The organism is Mycolicibacter kumamotonensis (assembly GCF_002086285.1).
Lineage (GTDB): Bacteria > Actinomycetota > Actinomycetes > Mycobacteriales > Mycobacteriaceae > Mycobacterium > Mycobacterium kumamotonense.
In genome coordinates this window covers 40,786-58,784 of the sequence record NZ_MVHU01000003.1, presented here as the reverse complement: position 1 = coordinate 58,784, position 17,999 = coordinate 40,786, and the positions used below count along the sequence as shown (strand labels likewise).

General features: G+C 66.5%; 16 protein-coding genes. 11 read left to right on the top strand and 5 right to left on the bottom strand.

The annotated features are described in order from the left end of the window. Nucleotides 1–3 precede the first annotated feature (3 nt). Together BST28_RS03160 and BST28_RS03155 are read right to left on the bottom strand one after the other, a co-directional pair. Nucleotides 4–891, bottom strand: a complete 888-nt coding sequence (locus BST28_RS03160; protein WP_083079865.1) for an SDR family NAD(P)-dependent oxidoreductase — start codon at nucleotides 889–891, stop codon at nucleotides 4–6. Next, the gene (locus BST28_RS03155) at nucleotides 888–2,807 is read right to left on the bottom strand and encodes an NAD(P)-binding domain-containing protein (protein ID WP_083079863.1); all 1,920 of its coding nucleotides are present in this window, start codon (nucleotides 2,805–2,807) and stop codon (nucleotides 888–890) included. The genes BST28_RS03160 and BST28_RS03155 overlap by 4 nt, the downstream gene beginning before the upstream one ends. Nucleotides 2,808–2,926: 119 nt before the next feature. Between BST28_RS03155 and BST28_RS03150 the strand changes: the two genes are divergently transcribed. The 10 genes from BST28_RS03150 to BST28_RS03105 all read left to right on the top strand — a co-directional run bounded on the left by BST28_RS03150 (nucleotide 2,927) and on the right by BST28_RS03105 (nucleotide 13,957). Beyond that, complete coding sequence (locus BST28_RS03150) at nucleotides 2,927–4,510, top strand: acyl-CoA synthetase (RefSeq protein ID WP_083079861.1); 1,584 nt, start codon at nucleotides 2,927–2,929, stop codon at nucleotides 4,508–4,510. Between the two features lie 158 nt (nucleotides 4,511–4,668). Further along, nucleotides 4,669–5,787, top strand: a complete 1,119-nt coding sequence (locus BST28_RS03145; protein WP_083079859.1) for a zinc-binding dehydrogenase — start codon at nucleotides 4,669–4,671, stop codon at nucleotides 5,785–5,787. 23 nt (nucleotides 5,788–5,810) lie between these two features. Next, nucleotides 5,811–7,232 carry an aldehyde dehydrogenase family protein gene (locus BST28_RS03140; protein WP_083079858.1) on the top strand — a complete coding sequence of 474 codons (1,422 nt, stop codon included), beginning with the start codon at nucleotides 5,811–5,813 and terminating at the stop codon, nucleotides 7,230–7,232. A gap of 65 nt (nucleotides 7,233–7,297) precedes the next feature. After that, the gene (locus tag BST28_RS03135) at nucleotides 7,298–8,083 is read left to right on the top strand and encodes a crotonase/enoyl-CoA hydratase family protein (protein ID WP_083079856.1); all 786 of its coding nucleotides are present in this window, start codon (nucleotides 7,298–7,300) and stop codon (nucleotides 8,081–8,083) included. Then, a complete protein-coding gene (locus tag BST28_RS03130) occupies nucleotides 8,083–9,234 on the top strand; it encodes an acyl-CoA dehydrogenase family protein (protein ID WP_083080027.1) in 1,152 nt (383 codons plus the stop codon). Before BST28_RS03135 ends, BST28_RS03130 begins: the two co-directional genes overlap by 1 nt. Next, the gene (locus BST28_RS03125) at nucleotides 9,231–10,268 is read left to right on the top strand and encodes an acyl-CoA dehydrogenase family protein (RefSeq protein WP_109560617.1); all 1,038 of its coding nucleotides are present in this window, start codon (nucleotides 9,231–9,233) and stop codon (nucleotides 10,266–10,268) included. Before BST28_RS03130 ends, BST28_RS03125 begins: the two co-directional genes overlap by 4 nt. A gap of 116 nt (nucleotides 10,269–10,384) precedes the next feature. Then, the gene (locus tag BST28_RS03120) at nucleotides 10,385–10,891 is read left to right on the top strand and encodes a nuclear transport factor 2 family protein (protein WP_083079854.1); all 507 of its coding nucleotides are present in this window, start codon (nucleotides 10,385–10,387) and stop codon (nucleotides 10,889–10,891) included. A gap of 18 nt (nucleotides 10,892–10,909) precedes the next feature. Then, entirely contained in the window at nucleotides 10,910–11,782 is an 873-nt protein-coding gene (locus BST28_RS03115; RefSeq protein ID WP_083080024.1) for an SDR family NAD(P)-dependent oxidoreductase, read from the top strand. 10 nt (nucleotides 11,783–11,792) lie between these two features. Further along, complete coding sequence (locus BST28_RS03110; protein WP_083079853.1) at nucleotides 11,793–12,749, top strand: alpha/beta hydrolase; 957 nt, start codon at nucleotides 11,793–11,795, stop codon at nucleotides 12,747–12,749. Between the two features lie 131 nt (nucleotides 12,750–12,880). Continuing rightward, the gene (locus BST28_RS03105) at nucleotides 12,881–13,957 is read left to right on the top strand and encodes a hypothetical protein (protein ID WP_083080023.1); all 1,077 of its coding nucleotides are present in this window, start codon (nucleotides 12,881–12,883) and stop codon (nucleotides 13,955–13,957) included. Between the two features lie 60 nt (nucleotides 13,958–14,017). On the opposite strand, the gene BST28_RS03100 is transcribed toward BST28_RS03105, so the two are convergent. Both BST28_RS03100 and BST28_RS03095 read right to left on the bottom strand, forming a co-directional pair. Continuing rightward, complete coding sequence (locus tag BST28_RS03100) at nucleotides 14,018–14,299, bottom strand: hypothetical protein (RefSeq protein ID WP_083079851.1); 282 nt, start codon at nucleotides 14,297–14,299, stop codon at nucleotides 14,018–14,020. Next, nucleotides 14,286–15,461 carry a 3-ketosteroid-9-alpha-monooxygenase, oxygenase component gene (locus BST28_RS03095; protein WP_083079849.1) on the bottom strand — a complete coding sequence of 392 codons (1,176 nt, stop codon included), beginning with the start codon at nucleotides 15,459–15,461 and terminating at the stop codon, nucleotides 14,286–14,288. The genes BST28_RS03100 and BST28_RS03095 overlap by 14 nt, the downstream gene beginning before the upstream one ends. 135 nt (nucleotides 15,462–15,596) lie before the next feature. Between BST28_RS03095 and BST28_RS03090 the strand changes: the two genes are divergently transcribed. Then, nucleotides 15,597–17,276, top strand: a complete 1,680-nt coding sequence (locus tag BST28_RS03090) for a 3-ketosteroid-delta-1-dehydrogenase (protein WP_083079847.1) — start codon at nucleotides 15,597–15,599, stop codon at nucleotides 17,274–17,276. A 17-nt stretch (nucleotides 17,277–17,293) separates the two neighbouring features. On the opposite strand, the gene BST28_RS03085 is transcribed toward BST28_RS03090, so the two are convergent. After that, nucleotides 17,294–17,953 (bottom strand): PadR family transcriptional regulator, encoded by a 660-nt coding sequence (locus tag BST28_RS03085; protein WP_083079846.1) that lies wholly within the window; start codon nucleotides 17,951–17,953, stop codon nucleotides 17,294–17,296. Nucleotides 17,954–17,999: the final 46 nt, after the last annotated feature.

Genomic DNA, 17,999 nt, shown 5'->3' with positions numbered 1-17,999 from the left:
CCGTCAGAGTCCGGCGGGCAGAATGTTCGGATTGGCGGCCTTCGGCGGCTCGAGTGGTGGAAGCGTGGCGGTGCCGTCGAGGCTGTGCACCGCCAGCTGCTGTGACCACGGGTAGTGCAGGCTGAAGGCCACCAGGCCGGTGCGCTCGGCGGCCGGAAGGTGACACATCGCCAGCACGGTCTCGGCGAGGTACTCCACCGGTTCGGTCGGAAACTCCTGGGGTATCAGGCTGTCGGCCCCGGGTGTGCGTACCGCGCTGGAGGGACCCACGACGTTCACGGCGATGTTGGAATCCAGCAGTTCAGCCGCGACTCCCAGGGTGAGTCGGTGCAGCGCCGCCTTCATCGATGCGTAGACCACGTCCCCGGATGACTTGTTGTACTCACGGTAGGGCCGTGCCGGTGCCAGCCCGGTGACCGATCCGATGTTCACGATCCATCCCGCGCCTTGTCGGCGCATGTGTGGAATCGCCTGCTGCATAAGCACGAAAGGTGTACGTACATAGTGTTCAACGGTGCGGTCGAAGGTTTCCATCGACATCTTCTCGAGGATCGAGTAATCGGCATAGCCGGCGTTGTTCACCAGGATGTCGAGCCGCCCGGTGCGCTCGACCACCTGGTCGACCAGCTCGGCCCGCTGCCCGGCATCTTCTAGATCGGCGACAATACCGAAGGCCGAACCGCCGGCGGCCTCGATCAAACCGATGGTCTCGGCGATGGTGCCGGGCAGCGCCGTCGTCCGCCCGGCGCGCACCGACGGCGACGGCCGGTGCGAACGCGCCGTGACGGCCACGGTCGCGCCCTCGGCAGCCAACCGCTGCGCAATCGCCCGGCCGATACCGCGGCTGCTGCCGGTCACCAATGCGGTTCTGCCGCTGAGTAATCCGCTCACCGGAGATTGAGATCCTCTTCGACCGGGGCCCGGTGACTGCGCCACACGTCGATCAGCCGAAACGGAAACGCGGTGACGATACGGCCGCCGGAGCGATAGTAGGTGTGTGCGGTGGGGGTGTGGCACCACACGGTTTGCTCCATCGCGTCGTCGATCTGGCGGACGTAACCTTCGAACGCCTCCGGCGTGACTTCGATGGTCGACGCATCGCGCAGCGCCATCAATTGCAGGCATTCCATCACGTAGTGCACCATCACCTCGACGCCGAAGTTGTGCCCGGCGCCATGGCCCGGGCTGTAGTTGGGCGCCGAGGAGATGAACAGGTTGGGGAATCCGGGCACCATGCCGCCCCGGTATGCGCTCGGGCTGTCCCCCCAGACCTCGCTGAGCTTGAGTCCGTCGCGGCCCCGGATATCCACGGTGGACAAGAAATCCAGGTAGTAACCGGTGGCGTAGACGATGACGTCCAGGTCGATCTGCCGACCGTCCTGCGTGACGATGCCATGCTCGTTGACCCGCGCGGGTTCGCTGGCTTCGACATCGACGTGGGGCTCGGTCAGCGCCGCGTAATAGCCGCCGGGGTCTCGGATGATCCGCTTGCCGTACGGCGCGAAGTCGGGGGTGACCTTCTTCGCCAGCTCAGAGTCCGCCCCGAACACCCGGTCGATGTAATCCAGGCACATCTGCAGCAGCACGTCGTTGGTCGGCGAGATCGACAGGTGCTCGGCAGCCCATTCCGGGTCTCGCACAATGACCGGATAGTTGTTGTCCGCGGTGCCCCAGAACGACTTGAGCCGGTTCCAATTGGCGTAGAACGGGATGTGGGTGTTGAGCCAGCGGCGGTGCTCGGGCACATCGTCGGTCAAACGTTTGCGCGGCGCCACCCAGTGCGGCTGGCGCTGGAACACCGTCAAATGCTCGACGTCGCCCACACACGCGTCCACGATCTGGACCGCGGTACAGCCGGCCCCGATGATCGCCACCTTCTTGCCGCGCAGGTCGAGGGCGCGATCCCACTCAGCGGAGTGGATGCTCACCCCGGCGAAGGTGTCCTGCCCGGGAAAGTCCGGCCTCCGGGGGCGATTGAGGTAGCCGGCAGCCGGGATGACGACGTTGGCGTAGCTGAGATCGCGGGTGCCGTTGGCATCCACGGCGTGGATCTGCCACTGCAGGCGGTCTTCGTCCCACCACAGGGCTTCGACCTCGGTGCAGAACCGGGTGTGGTCGCGCAGATTGTTCTTGTCGGCCACCGACTCCAGATACTTCTGATACTCGGCGCCTTGCGGGTAATAACTCGACCAGTCGCCGTTGATGTCGCGCGACAGCGAGTAATAGGCGGACGGGGTGTCGACACCGATGCCCGGATACACGGTGGTGTACCAGGTGCCACCCACCTCATCGTTGCGGTCGATGATCTCGTAGTCGATGCCGGCGGCGGAACATTCCAGCGCCGCTGCCATCCCGGCGATACCGGCGCCGATGATGACCACCTTGAACCCGCTCGGCAGGGAGGCGGTCCGCGGCAACACCGGCTGTGACGGCTGAAACCCGCCCTGCTCGAGCAGCAGGCCGATGTACTCTTCGGCCACCGGGGTGCCGAGCGCAAGCGGGGCGATGCGGGCGAACAGACCGGGATCGTCGACCGGCGGCGCTGCCTGTGGACGCGGTGCGCCGAGCGCGGCCGCCACCGCGTCCACCAGCCGTTCACGGGTTTCTGGATCGGTGAGGCCAACCTGCTCCGGCGGGTCGGGCTCGAAGAAGATCTTGTCCGCGAACCGATCGACGACGGCAGGGTCGCCGGTCAGCTGCGCCAGTACAGCGACCAGGACGCCGGCGTCGGCCTGACGCAGATTGGCCCGCAGCTCCTCGGGATCCAGGCCCGTGCGGTCGGCCGTCACCGGCACGTCGGTCGTCATCGAACCTCCTTGGTCGTGACGACGAGTATCCGACCGGCGGCGGCCAAGCGCCCGGCTCGTGTCTACTCAGCGGGACGCTGTTTGAGTGTGGATTGACCGTTGGGCCTACAGTCCGGGGCATGAAGGAGCTGGATGCCGTGCTCGCAGCGGCCCGTAGCCACGCGCTCGGCGACATCCCGCGGCGCCCGGCCCGCAAGCACCCGGACAAGATCGCGCTCATCGACGGCGAGGTGTCGCTGACCTTCGCCGAGTTCGAGCGGCTTGTCGACCGCGCCGCAGCTGCGTTGCAGGACCGTGGATTCGGTCCCGGCGACCGTGTCGCGGTACTGGCGCGCAACTGCTGGCAGTACGCGGTTCTGGCCTTCGCCACCGCCCGGGCCGCGGTGGTGCTCGTTCCGATCAACTTCATGCTGACCGCCGAGGAGATCGCGTTCATCCTCGAGCACAGCGGGGTCAGCGGATTCATCGTCGAGGCCGATCTTGCTGCTACGGCCCAGACCGCGATGCAAGGCAGTCGGTCTGTTCGTACCACCGCGGCCTTGGTCCCGCCCGGCCAGACCCTGCCCTCGGGTTGGAGTGACTTCGCGCAGTGGCTGCAGACCACCTCAAAGGCTCCGCAGCCGTATGTCGCCGACGATCAACTGATCCGGCTGATGTACACCAGCGGGACCGAGTCGCGGCCGAAGGGCGCGATGCATTCCACCCGAAGCCTGATGGGCAACTACATCAGCTCGATCATCGCCGGGTCGATGGAGAGCACCGATATCGAGATCCACTCCTTGCCGCTCTATCACTGCGCGCAACTCGACAACTTCCTCATCACCGATATCTACCTCGGCGCCACCAGCATCATCCTCCCGCGTCCCGAACCCGAGGCTGTGCTGCGCGCCATTGAAAAGTACGGTGTCACGAGTTATTTCGCGCCGCCCACGGTGTGGATTTCGCTGCTGCGCTCACCGTTGTTCGACCAGGTGGATCTGTCCACACTGCGCAAGGGCTACTACGGCGCATCGGCCATGCCGGTTGAGATCCTGGCCGAAATCCGCGATCGGCTGCCCGGTCTGCGGTTGTGGAACTTCTACGGCCAGACCGAGATGGCGCCGCTCGCCTCGGCCCTCGGACCGGACGAACAGGACGCTCACCCCGGTGCGGCGGGACGGCCGGTGATCAACGTGGAGACCGTGATTCTCGACGAGGACGGCACCCCGGTCGGCGCCGGCGTGGTGGGTGAGATCGCCCACCGCAGCCCACATCTGATGCTCGGGTACCTCGACGATGAGGCCAAGACGGCGGAAGCCTTCCGGGGCGGCTGGTTTCATTCCGGCGATCTGGGCTACTACGACACCCACGGCCTGCTGCACGTGGTGGATCGCAAAAAGGACATGATCAAAACCGGCGGCGAGAACGTCGCCAGCCGCGAGGTCGAAGAAGTGCTCTACCGGCACGCCGGCATCGAGGAAGCCGCGGTGTTCGGCCTGCCCCACCCGGTATGGGTGGAGGCAGTCGTTGCCGCAGTGGTGGTCCGCGGCGGCATCGAGATCACCGAAGGTGATGTCCTCACCCACTGCCGGGCGCATCTGGCCGGGTTCAAGACACCCAAACGGGTGTTCTTCGTCGAGTCGTTGCCCAAGAATCCGAGCGGCAAACTGCTCAAACGCGAGTTGCGGGACCGGTTCAGCCTCGAGCAGCAAGCGGTGACGTAGCAGGTTGACCGCTGGGCGGGAACGCCGAAGCCACCCGGCTCGGTGGCCGAATACGGTGCCGCGAGGACGTCGCTGCGCGCCCCACAAGCCCCGCCGTCGGACGTACCGGCGACAACCGCGCCGCATCGAATCCGGTTTCGACCGAGAGGAATCCGATTGTGAGTACTCGACCGCGCCAGGGCCGTATCGCCCGTTTCGACGAGCCGGGCAGGCCGTTCCAGATCGATACCGTCCCGGTCCCGGAGGTCGGCGCAGGCGAGATCCTGATCCGGGTGACGCGCGCCAACATCTGTGGTTCAGATGTGCACGCCTGGCATGGAACGTTCGCCACCCGTGGCCTCGGCGGGCAGCTCCCCACCGTGCTGGGCCACGAGATGGTGGGCTCGGTCGCAGAGCTCGGCGCAGGCGTAGCCGCCGACGCCAACGGCAAACCGCTGGCCGTGGGTTCCCGGGTGGTGTTCCCCTACTTCTTCTGCTGCCATACCTGCCGCAACTGCCTGGCCGGACGCCGCAACGCCTGCCTCAACCTGAAGATGGCGATGCTCGGCCGTGCCGATGAGCCGCCGTACTTTGTCGGCGGCTACGGCGACTACTTCCTCCTACCGGCTGGTGCGGTCGTCTACACCGTGCCGGACTCGGTGCCGGACGAGATCGCCGCCGGAGCTAATTGCGCTCTGTCGCAGGTGATGTACGGCCTCGAGCGGGTCGACCAGCAACTCGGCGAATACGTCGTGGTCCAGGGCGCGGGCGCTCTCGGCCTGTACGCCGTCGCGGTGGCCAAGGCGCGCGGTGCTGCCAGAGTCATCGCCATCGACGGAATCCCGGAACGTCTCAAGTTGGCCGAAGCGTTCGGCGCCGACGCCGTCATCGACATCACCGAGGCCGCCACCGACAAGGAGCGGGCCAAGATCGTCCGAACGCTCACCGACGGCCAAGGCGCCGATGTGGTGGTCGAGGTGGTCGGCCATCCTTCCGCAATCGATGAGGGGCTCAAGCTGCTCGGTCAGTTCGGCCGCTACGTGGAGATCGGCAACATCAACATCGGCAAGACCTTCGAGTTCGACCCGTCGCGGTTCGTGTTCGGTAACAAGACCATGATCGGCGTCTCGCTCTACGATCCGGCCGTCCTGTCCCGGGCCCTGGACTTCCTGGCGGACCACCAGCACAAGCTGCCCTTCGAGCTGCTCACGGCCGCCTGCTACCCACTCGATGACATCAACGAGGCCTTTGCGGCCGCGGACGGCAAACGTGACGTCCGGGCCAGCATCGTGCCGTGAATCCTCTCGACCGGAAGGCGACCATGAGCAACCACGACTACGCCCGCAGCCAGCTGTTCATCGACGGCCGGTGGGTCGAGCCCGCCGGAACCGCCACCATCGAGGTGATCGATCCCGCGACGGAGCAGGTGTGCGGTTCGGTGCCCAGCGGTACCGAAGCCGACGTCGATGCCGCCGTCGCCGCGGCACGCCACGCGTTCGACCCGCTGATCACCGTCGACGAACGCCGCGCACGGCTGGACGCGGTTATCACCGCGATGGAGAAACGGCTGCCGGACATCGCCGAGACCATCACCCAAGAGATGGGCGCTCCGATCCGCATCGCGCAAAGCGTGCAGACCCAGGTCCCTCTTGCCGTCGCACACGGGTTCGCCGATGCGCTCGCCACGTTCGAGTTCGAGGAGCGGATCGGCAATTCGCTGGTGCTGCGTGAACCGTACGGCGTGGTCGCCGCCATCACGCCGTGGAATTACCCGCTGTACCAGGTGGTCGCCAAAGTCCTGCCGGCCATCGCAGCCGGGTGCACCGTCGTGCTCAAACCCAGCAACGACGCACCGCTGTCGGTGTTCGAATTCGTCGATGCCCTCGAGTCCGCCGGCCTGCCGCCCGGTGTAGTCAACCTGGTGTCCGGGCCCGGCCGAGTGATCGGTGAGCGCATGGCCGCGCATCCCGATGTCGACTTCGTGTCCTTCACCGGCTCAACCGGCGTCGGCAGCCGCGTCGGCGAACTGGCCGGGCAGTCCGTCAAGAAGGTCGCCCTCGAGCTCGGCGGCAAGTCGGCCAACGTGATCCTCGACGGCGCGGACCTGGCCACCGCCATCAAAGTCGGCGTCGGAAACGCCTTCCTCAACGGCGGTCAGACCTGCATGGCCTGGACCCGGATGCTGGTGCCGCTGTCCCGCTACAGCGAGGCACTGGATCTGGTGCAGGCGGCAGTGGCCAGGTATTCGGTGGGCGACCCGTGGGATCCGGAAACCCGCATCGGCCCGTCGGCCTCCCACGCCCAGTACCAGAGCGTGCTCGGGTTCATCGAGCGGGCGCCGCACGAGGGGGCGAGGCTGGTGGCCGGTGGCGGGCAGAAGCTCCGCGACGTGGGCTACTACGTCGCCCCTACGGTGTTCGCCGATGTCGACCCGGCTTCCGAGCTGGGCCAGGAAGAGGTGTTCGGGCCGGTGCTGGCCGTGATCCCGTTCCGGGACACCGACGAGGCGCTGGCCATCACCAACGGCACGCCCTACGGCCTGTCCGGTGCGGTGTGGGCCGCCGACGACGACACCGCGATCGCCTTCGCCCGCCAGGTCCAGACCGGCCAACTCGACATCAACGGCGGCAAGTACAACCCCGCGGCACCGTTCGGCGGCTACAAGAAATCCGGAATCGGGCGCGAACTGGGACGGTTCGGGTTCGAGGAGTATCTGCAGATCAAGTCGCTCCAACTACGGTAGGACCGGTATCAGGCACGCCTGACGCACCGACCGTTCACCCGACGAGAATTCGAGGTTTTTCAGCCATGACCACGTCAGCCGGGTCTCTGGTCATCACGACAGAGGACGCCGTCGCGGTGTGGACCATTGATCGGCCCCACATCGGCAACGCCATCTCCGACAAGGAGTTCGTCACCGCCTTCGAGACCGCCGTCGACGCCGCGAATCGCGACGCATCGGTGCGGGCGGTGATCTTGACCGGTGCAGGCAAGATCTTCTCCGCCGGCGGCAACGTCAAAGAGATGGCCGACCGGGAGGGAATGTTCGGCCTCGACCCGCTCGACCAGCGCTATGCCTACGTCGACGGAATCCAGCGTCTACCCCGTGCCCTGGCCCGACTCGAGGTTCCGGTCATCGCCGCGGTCAACGGCGCGGCGATCGGCGCCGGTTGCGACCTGGCCGCCATGTGCGACATCCGGATCGCCTCCGAACGGGCTTCGTTCGCCGAGAGTTTCGTGCAGATCGGCCTGGTTCCCGGCGACGGCGGCACCTGGTTTCTGCAGCGGGCCGTCGGCTACGAACGGGCCGCCGAGATGACACTGACAGGCGACCGTATCGACGCCGCGACCGCCCTGGCGTGGGGACTGGTCGGCCGCGTCGTGCCGCACGACGAACTCCTCAGCGCGGCCAAGGATCTCGCCGACCGGATCGCCAAGAACCCGTCGCATGCACTGCGGATGGCCAAGCGCCTGCTGCAGGAGTCGCGAACCGGCCCGCTGGAGTCGACGCTGGCGATGGCGGCCGCCATGCAGCCGCTGGCCCACCGCGACGCCGAGCATAAGCGTCGCATCGCCCAATGGCGGAGCTCCTGATGGCGCTTCCCCGCTTGGTTCCCGCGGCCACCGCGGAGTCGGAAGGTGCCGCGAAACTGCGCGCCGAGGTCCGCGGCTTCCTCGCCGAGCAACTCACCACCGGTGGTTTCACCCCGTCGGTGGACGCGTGGTTGTGCGGTTGGGACGAGGCCTTCACCGCAGCGCTGGCCGCCCGCGGTTGGCTGGGCATGACGGTGCCGAAGGAATATGGCGGCCAGGGCCGTTCGTTCATCGACCGGTTCGTGGTGACCGAAGAGTTGCTGGCCGCCGGGGCCCCGGTGGCAGCGCACTGGATCGCCGACCGGCAGATCGTTCCGTCGCTGCTCAAGTACGGCACCGAGTCGCAGAAGCGGGAATTCCTGCCGAAGATCGCGGCCGGTGAGTGCTTCTTCGGTATCGGCATGAGCGAACCGGACTCCGGTTCGGATCTGGCCAGCGTTCGCACCCGCGCGGTGCAGGCCGAGGGCGGCTGGCGGCTTACCGGCACCAAGGTCTGGACGTCGGGGGCACACCGCGCCCATGCGTTCATCGTCCTGGCCCGGACCGCACCGGTGGACCCGGCCCATCGGCACAGCGGGCTGAGCCAGTTCATCGTGCGCCTCGACGGTCCCGGTGTCGAGGTGCGGCCCATCGTCTCGATGGGCGGCAGCCACCATTTCAACGAAGTCATTCTCGATGACGCGTTCGTTCCCGACGCCATGGTGTTCGGCAGGATCGGTGAGGGCTGGCGCCAAGTCACCTCGGAACTGAGCTTTGAGCGGAGCGGCCCCGAGCGACTGCTGTCCACCTTCCCGCTTCTGGCCGCCTCGGCGGAGGCCATGGCCGGTCAGCAGATCCCCCATGACACCCACTTGGGTCGCTTGGTGGCCAGGATCGCGGGGCTGCATCAAATGTCGACCGCCGTGGCGGGCGCGCTGGAACGCCGCCAGCCCGCCGACGTCGCGGCAGCCGTGGTCAAGGTGCTCGGCACCAGCACGGAGGGCGATGTCGCCGACTTCGCCGATCTGCACACCGGCGACGGCTCGCCGATCGAACCGTCCTACCGGGAGCTGATCGCGGCCGCGGTGGACCAACGGCCCGGCTTCACGCTGCGCGGCGGAACCAATGAGGTGCTGCGGGGCGTGATCGCGCGGGGATTGGGGATGCGATGACGACCTCGGAACGCAACACCAACGCTGTCGACCGGGGCCTGGTCGACATGATGAACGCGGTGTTCGCCGACTACCGGGAGACGCACCCGCCGACCGGGCCGGTCGGCCGCGACACCGAATTGTGGTCCAGGCTGGACCAACTGGGTTTGGTGCGGTTGTCCGGCTCCGCTCAGGCCGGGGGCAGCGGTGCGGGCTGGTATGAGGCTGCCGAACTGATGTCGGCCGCGGTCCGGCACGGCGTCCGGGCCCCGCTGGCCGAGCACGACGTCCTGGCCTGTTGGCTCCTCGAGGCGGTCGGGGCGCCGATCGACGCGGCTGCACGTACCGTCTGCACACTCGATGCGTCCGGCACCGCCACCGCGGTGCCCTGGGCCTCGACCGCCGAGAAGGTTGTGGTGATCTGGCGGCACGATGACATTCATCTGGTGGCCGACGCCGACAGCGCCGATCTGCGAATCACATCGGGCAGCAACCTGATCGGCGAACCGCGCGACACCGTTTCCGCTGAGGTCGCGGCGCTCGCCGGGGTCGCGGTGGCCGAGGAGCTTCTGACGAAACTTCGGCTCCGGTCCGCCTTGGTGCGCTCGATACAGGTGTGTGCCGCCTTGGACAAGATCCTCGAGCTCTGCGTCGAGCACACCGGCGCCCGCACCCAGTTCGGTCGCCCGCTGTCGAAGTTTCAGGCGATCCAGCATCTGGTCGCCGACATCGCCGCCGAAGCCGCATTGGCCCGGGCGGCAACCGAAGCCGCCCTCACCGCAGCCGTCGGCACCGACTGGTCGGCACCCAACCTGGGGTTCCTCGTCGCGGTGGCGCGGTCCTGCGCCGGCCACGCGACCTCGGTGGCGGTCCGAAACGGCCACCAGGCGCTCGGGGCCATCGGCACCACGGTCGAACACCGGCTGCACGAGTACACCCGTGCCGCACTGGCGTGGCGCAGCGAGTTCGGTTCGGTCCAGCACTGGGACGAGGAGGTCACCCGGGCGGCGCTGGCCGCCGGGGCCGCCGGGCTGTGGAGCCTGCTCACCGACTGAGCACAGCGCTGCTTCGGTGTTCCACTGACCGGTTACCGACGTGCCGCCGTGGGCCGATCGGCGGTTGACTCCAATGAGCAGTTGGTTTCCGCACTGATACTTGGGAGACATGTTCCGTGAGCACTGACAACACCATCTCGCTGACCGAGCTGCACAACTTCATCGGCGGATTCTGGTACCACTACGATCAGGCCGACTACCCGAATATGGCCGCCGCTTTCGCCGCGGACGCTACCTATCTCAGTCGGAGCGACTCCGGCGCATGCCCCTTCGAAGAATCCCTCGCCGCTGACCTGACCGGTGCGGCGGAGATCGTGCCGTGGCTGATCGAACATCGCGACGCAAGTCCATACCCCTTGCGCCACCACACCACCAACCTGCACATCACCGGCCACGAGGGTGACGTCACCTACGCGCGCTTCTACATCTTCGTCAACCAAATCACCAACTTCGTTCCGTTCGCGGTGTCCAGCGGAGTCACCGAGGTCGGTGTGCGTCGCGGAGGCAGCAGCCCCAGCGGGCTCGAGTTCACCATGATGTCGGTCATTCTCGATGTCACGAACTCCGAACCGTTGGTCGGCAGCGGGCTTCCCGGCGCTAAGAACACCGCAGCGAACACCTGACCGGTGGGCACCGGTTCCTTGAACGCACGCGACGTCTTCGGCGGCGGTGTCGCCGTCATCACCGGAGCCGGCGCCGGAATCGGCGCCGGGCTCGCCCGGCAGGCGCACCGGCTCGGCATGTCGCTGGTCTTGGCCGACGTCGACGGCGCCGCCGTCGCGGCACTGCGGGACGAGATCACCGCCGATGGCGGAACAGCCGTCGACGTGGTGTGCGACGTCCGGGACCCGGCTGCGGTGGACGCGCTCGCCGAACGGGCCTACCGCGACGTCGGCCCGGTTCGGCTACTGGTCAACAATGCGGGAGTCGAGCAGTTCGGCTACCTGTGGGACACCCCGGTGGCCAACTGGAACCGGGTATTGGACATCAATGTCAGTGGGGTTTTCCACGGCGTCCGTTCCTTCCTGCCCAAGATGATCGCCGCCGGCACCCCGGCTTGGGTGTGGAACCTGTCGTCGATCGGGGGGGTTGCGGCCGTCCCCCTGCAAACCCTTTACATCGTCAGCAAGCACGCGGTGCTGGCGCTGACCGAATGCCTGCGGCTGGAGGTCGCACTGGCCGGGCACGGTGATCGCATCCATGTTCAGGTGGTCCTGCCCGGCGCGGTCAAATCCAACATCTTCGAGGCCGCCGGCGGTGTCGACACCGACGGCGCCGCCGACGTGGCCGTGGCAGAGTCCCAGCGCGAAGCCATGCTCGACATCAAAGCCGGCGCACTAGATCCCCTCGAGGCGGCCGAGGCGGTGTTCGAGCAGTCTGCGCTGGGCGGGTTCTACCTGCTGACCCAGCCCGAACAGGTCCGCGCGGCGATGGCCGAGCGGGCGCAGGGGCTGACCACGCTGGTGCCGCCGCAGCCGCGCAGTCGGTCCCGCTTCGATCCCGCCAAACCCTAGGGAGTCCCCCGTGATTGCGTCGCGTCGCCCTGTGTTGGATCCCGATGCCGCTGCCCGGGTGGCAGCGTTCGGCCCAGCCATACCGCTACGGGAGCGGGGACTGGCAGCGGTGCGTGCTTCGCTGGAATCCGCGCCCCTGCCGGCCGACATGCCGGAGATGGCCGACATCACCGACACCGCAGTTCCCGGTCCCGCCGGGGACATCCCGGTGCGGATCTACCGCCCGGAGTCCAGCGACGGGCCCGCGCCGGTGGTCGTCCACCTTCATGGCGGTGGCCTGGTGATGGGTTCGAATCACTCGTTCGAACCGATGGCACGGGCGATGGCCGCAGCAAGCGGCGCGGTGGTGATCGCGGTCGACTATCGGCTGGCACCGGAGAATCCGCCGCCGGCGCAGTTCGAGGACGCCTGGGCCGCCACCGAATGGGCTGCGGGCAATGCCGAGGCACTCGGGTTGGATCCGCACAAACTGGTCATTGCCGGTGACAGTGCCGGCGGCGGTGTGGCAGCAGCGGTCGCTTTGTCGGCGCGGGACCGTGGTGGACCGGAGATCTTCGCGCAGGTGTTGATGTATCCGGGCCTGGACCGGGACATGGGGGCGGCGTCCGTGGTGAGCCGACCGGATGCCCCGATGCTCAGCCGTGATGACATCGACTATCTGCATGAGCTTGCCGACGTCGGCGCCGACGCACCGCATGATGTCCGTCGCTTCCCCGCATACGCCTCCGACGTGAGCGACCTGCCGCAGGCCATCGTGATCACTGCTGAGCTGGACCCGATCTCGGACTGGGGTGAGCGCTATGCCCGGCGGTTACGCGACGCCGGGGTGCAGACCACCGTCACCCGGTATCCCGGTATCTACCACGGTTTTTTGATGCGCTCGGAAGCGACCGCGCGGGGGCGTCTGGCGATGGCCGAGATCGGGGCGTTGCTGCGCGCCAAATTCGCTCATCCACTCCCCTTCTAAAAGATTCACTCGCCGCGGTCACGTCCCGGTGGCCGGACACCATGGGTCGCGAGGCCGGTGACACCGCAGACAATCGAGAAACAGCAATGGCGCTCAACGACGCCGCCAGTTCACCAGAAGGAGTCCTCGTGATGCTCACCGACGAGCGGCGAACGGAGCTTTCCGACATCCTCCGCCCCGCTTCGCCGCCCCGCGAGATCGACAACGTCTACACCGACGATCAGCGGGAACGTCTCCTCGACGTAGTCCGCACGGATGGCCCGTGGAAGCTGATCCTGGCTCAGCACTTCGCGTCGCCGGAAGAGCTGATCGCGACCATGAGCGGCCGGTTCCCCGAGGGGTACACGCCCACTTTGGACCTCTTCTTGACTCCGACCTTTCGCGGATTCCTGGCCAATCACGGCACTGTGCTTTATCCCGAACTGCACGACTGCTTCTACAACGCCGAATTTCTCGACATGGCGAAGTCGTATTGGCACGCCCAGTACGCCAAGCCGCAGATGATGCTGTTCAACATCAACGGCCCGTGCGCCAATCGCGATCCCGGGCACCTTGATTCGCCGAGCTTCCGTGGTGTCCGCTACGAGAACGCCCCGACCTGGCTGGTCAGTGTCATGGGCAAGTCCGGGTTGTTCACCGACTATCTGATCAAGATGGCGCAGGTCATCACCTGGTTCTCGTTGGACAAGGGCAGTGGGTTCACCTATTGGCCCGACGGTCCGCTCAAGGCGCCCAAACGGATTGAACCGCCGGTGTACAACCGCGGTGTGGTGGTCCAGAACGAGATGCTGGTCCACCGGGGCGAGGCCAACGGTCCGCTCGATCAGCAAGTGCCCGCCGGGCTGGCGTTCGACACCGTCTTCGCCGGCGATCCGGAGTCGCGCGATCATTGGGTGCTCAAGAACGGCGACGAGGTCATCGCACGTCATCACACCGACGAGCTGCGTTTCCTGGTGCACTGGTCATCCGAGGTCTACCAGGACTACGACGAGCTCAAGAAGAACATGGACCACACCGACGACCTGACCGTCGACAAGGCCATCGACATGATGGTCGACGATCTCGGCAAGCGGGGCATCAAACTCGACATCCCGGGCGCCCCGCTGCACGACCCCGCCTTCATCGCCGCCCTGAACGCCGGCTACGACCTCGGCGGACCAGCGGTCTACCCGGACGAGGCACCCTTGAGCGCCTTCCAGTTCAGCTGACCCAACGTATTCCCGATGTGGCCCTGCGGTCAGTCCGCACGGCCCAGGACTAGGGCGCGGTCAGTGCTCGTCGAGCACCGGCAACGAACCCGCGTCGACAGCGGCCTCGATCGAAGCGCGCAATTGCGAGCAGGTCAGGAACATACCTGGCCGCAGGGCCGCACCGTCGACCGATCGACGTGCGTCCGCCCTCGGGCGCTCCTGGCACCGGCCGATGGCGGCGCCGTCCCATTGCACGCTGGTCTGCTCCCAGCTGCTCTTGCGAGCCCACACCTGGGCCCCGCATGACCCGCAGGTCACCGGCGTCATCGGTGCGTCGTTGAGCCGATTATCGCGAGGCATCAACGTGTTTGGTCAGGCCCACCAATCGCGGTAGCCGGTTGTTGGCGAGGTTGTCCTCGACTTCAGCCATCCACGCCTCGCGGGGACGGGTGGTGTCGATCTCGAACTCGAAGCGATCCACCATATCGGGGCTGACATCATCGACGTCGACGTAGAACTGTTCGTACCATCGGCGTACCTGGTAGACCGGGCCGTCCTCTTCGCACAGCAGCGGGTTGTCGATCCGCGCCTTACGGCGCCAGATGGCCACATCCTGCTCGAAGCCCATCTTCACGAAGTCGCCGAGCGCGACCGCCATCTGCATCGCGGCGTCTTCCGGCAGCGTCTCCGATTTCTCTACCGTGATCCCGTATTGCAGAACAAAGGAATTCGCATCGATCGGGTAGTGGCAGTTGAGCAGAACCGTGCGTTGATCGCCGTGTTCGTAATGGTAAGTCAGATCGTCGATCATGAACGAAGGCCCGTAGTAGGAGGCCACCGACGTCGTTCCCAGAATCCGGGCGCCCTCACCGGAGCCGAGATCCGGACGCGCCTCGCTCTGGTAGTACTGCGTGGCGACGTGGCCCTCGAACACGTTCTTGAAGCTGGTGGGAAGTCCACCGTGAATGTAGAAGAAGTGCGCCATGTCGACGATGTTGTCGATGATCTCGCGGCAGTTGGTGTTGACGACCGTGGTGTACCAATGCCAATCGGTCCACTGTTGGCTCCCGACCCCATCGATGCGCGGAATCGTCACATCGGCGGGCGGAGCCTTCTTCTCCGGGTCGTTCCAGACGAACAGCATGCCGTCCTGCTCCATGGTCGGCCACGCCGCGGTGCGGGCCAGCCTGGGAACCCGTCGGCTGTAGGGGATCTTCTTGCATTTGCCGTCGCCGCCCCAACGCCAGTCGTGGAACGGGCAGGCGATCTCGTTGCCCTTGACCTCGCCGTCCGATAGGTCGCCGCCCATGTGTCGGCAGTAGGCGTCGAGAACATTGAGCTTTCCGTCCGCCCCGCGGAAAACCACCAACTTGCCGCCGAACGCGGTGACGGCGTGCGGTTTTCCGTCGCCAAGGTCGCGGGTCAGCCCGAGGCAATGCCAGCCGCGCGCAAAGCGAGTCGGTGCGGCCTGCGCCTCGATCTGGCGAACCTCTCCGAGGCAATCGGGCTCTAACGCTGTCATTTCGGACATCCTCGCTGTTCATCGCTGGTGGGAACCCTTGCTGTTGTAACACCGCCACACTGGTCGATCAGCCCGGTGTTCCACTGACCGGGCACGGGGGAGCCATGTTGTGACCATCGGCCCCAGAATCGGCCGGTGACCGATCCCCACAACATCACCGTCGATCTCCTCGTCGTCGGCTCTGGAACCGGGATGGCGGCCGCACTCGCCGCCCAGGAAGTGGGCCTGTCGACGCTGATCGTGGAGAAGACCGGCTACGTCGGAGGCTCCACCGCACGCTCGGGCGGGGCGTTCTGGATGCCGGCCAACCCGATACTTGCCTCAGCAGGCTCGAGTGACACACCCACCGCAGCGCGCGCCTATCTGGACGCAGTCGTCGGTGACGCCGCCCCACACGATCGCGCGCACGCCTACCTCGATCACGGTGCGGCGACAGTGGAGATGTTGCGGCGTACCACGCCGATGAAATTCCAATGGGCCAAGGGCTATTCGGACTACCATCCGGAACGCCCCGGAGGCAGCGCGCTCGGGCGCACCTGCGAATGCCGTCCGTTCAACACCGCGATGCTCGGCCCGGAGTTGGCGCGGCTGCGTCCCGGCGTGATGAAGTCCTCGTTTCCCATGCCGGTGACCGGGGCAGATTATCGATGGCTCAACCTCATGGCGAGGATGCCGCTGAAAGCGGTGCCCCGCATCATGTTGCGTGCCTTCCAAGGCATCGGCGGACTGCTGTTGCGTCGGCGCTACGCCGCAGGCGGTCAGGCGCTGGCAGCGGGAATGTACGCCGGAGTCCTGCGCGCCGGCATCCCGGTGTGGACCGACTCACCGGTTTCATCCCTGATCGTCGACGGCGACCGGGTCACCGGGGCGGTCGTGGACCACGACGGCGCGCAGGTCTCGGTCACCGCCCGGCGCGGTGTCGTGCTGGCCGCAGGTGGCTTCGACCACCTGATGAGTTGGCGGCACAAATTTCAGTCCGAACGGCTCGGTGAACACGTCAGCCTCGGCGCCGAGGGCAACACCGGCGATGCCATCCGTCTGGCCCAGGACTCGTGCGGCGCCGGCATCGCGCTGATGGATCAGGCGTGGTGGTTTCCCGCCTTCGCGCCCCTGCCAGGAGCAGAACCGACGGTCATGCTTGCCGAGCGTTCCCTGCCGGGCTGCCTGCTGGTCGACCAGACCGGGCGGCGTTTCGTCAACGAAGCCATCGACTACATGTCGTTCGGGCAGAAGGTGCTCGACCGTGAGCAGGCGGGAAACCCGGTCGAAACCATGTGGATGATCTTCGACCAGCAGTACCGCAACAGCTACCTTCTTGCTGCAGAACTGTTTCCACGCATGCCGATCCCCACGACGTGGTACGACGCGGGCATCGCGCATCGCGCCGAGGATCTGCCGACTCTGGCCGGCGCCATCGGCGTCGATCCGTCGACCTTCGTCGAGACTCTGGATCGGTTCAATGGTTTGGCCCGGGTGGGTGTGGATGCTGACTTCGACCGCGGCGTGAGTGCCTATGATCGCTACTACGGCGATCCCACGATCACGCCCAATCCCAACCTGCGTCCCTTGGACCGGGGCCCGTTCTACGCGGTGAAGGTTGTCCTCAGTGACTTGGGCACCTGCGGTGGCCTTCGTGCCGATGTTCGCGGGCGAGTACTACGCGAAGACGGTTCGGCGGTCGAGGGGCTGTACGCGATCGGAAACACCGCTGCCAACGCCTTCGGCGCAAGCTATCCGGGCGCCGGTGCCACCATCGGTCAGGGCCTGGTGTTCGGCTACATCGCGGCGCTGCACGCGGCCGGCAAGCTCAACTGAGCCGACCGTCCGCGTACTTAGGCCTGGTCGTCTTCGGCGGCGATGCGGCGTTCGACCTCGTACCAGTAGTCGCGCACCGGGAACTTGGTGCCGTCTTCGGCCCCCTTGGCGAAAACCTCGTCGACTTCGTCCAAGTCTTTGATCATTCGCAGCGCCAATTCCCGTTCGGCCGCGTAGTAATCCTCGGACCACCGCAGCGCCAGCCGGGCATAAGCCCATGCCGGTTCCGCGCCGGCCCAGCGTGCCTCGGTTGCCGCGGCCTGGTGCATCTGCTCGACGTGTGCGACGTAGGTGGTGAGGACCTCCCGCAGCCGGCCGGGGTTCATCAGGTGCCCGAAGATGACCCGCAACAAAGGGTTGTGCTTGAGAGTGGGCGGCTCGACCGGCTCATCGTTGGCCCATCGCGTCACCGCAGTCAGGCCGGCATCGGTGATCTGGTACATCCGGCGGCTGCGCACGCCGGCGTCGACGCGCGACGTCACGAGGCCTTGTTGCTCAAGCCGCTTCAACTCCGAATAGATCTGGCTGTAGGCCGGACTGGAGTAGAAGAACCGAACCGTCCAGTTGAACCACTTCTTGATGTCATAACCCGACAGCTGGTCCCCGCCCGACAGCATCCCCAGTAACGCCCATCCGGTGGGCGATACGCTCACCCCGTCGGGACCATCGCCGGTCATTACGCTCACTGAACAAGGCTAACAACCTCTGGCACCCTGGATACGC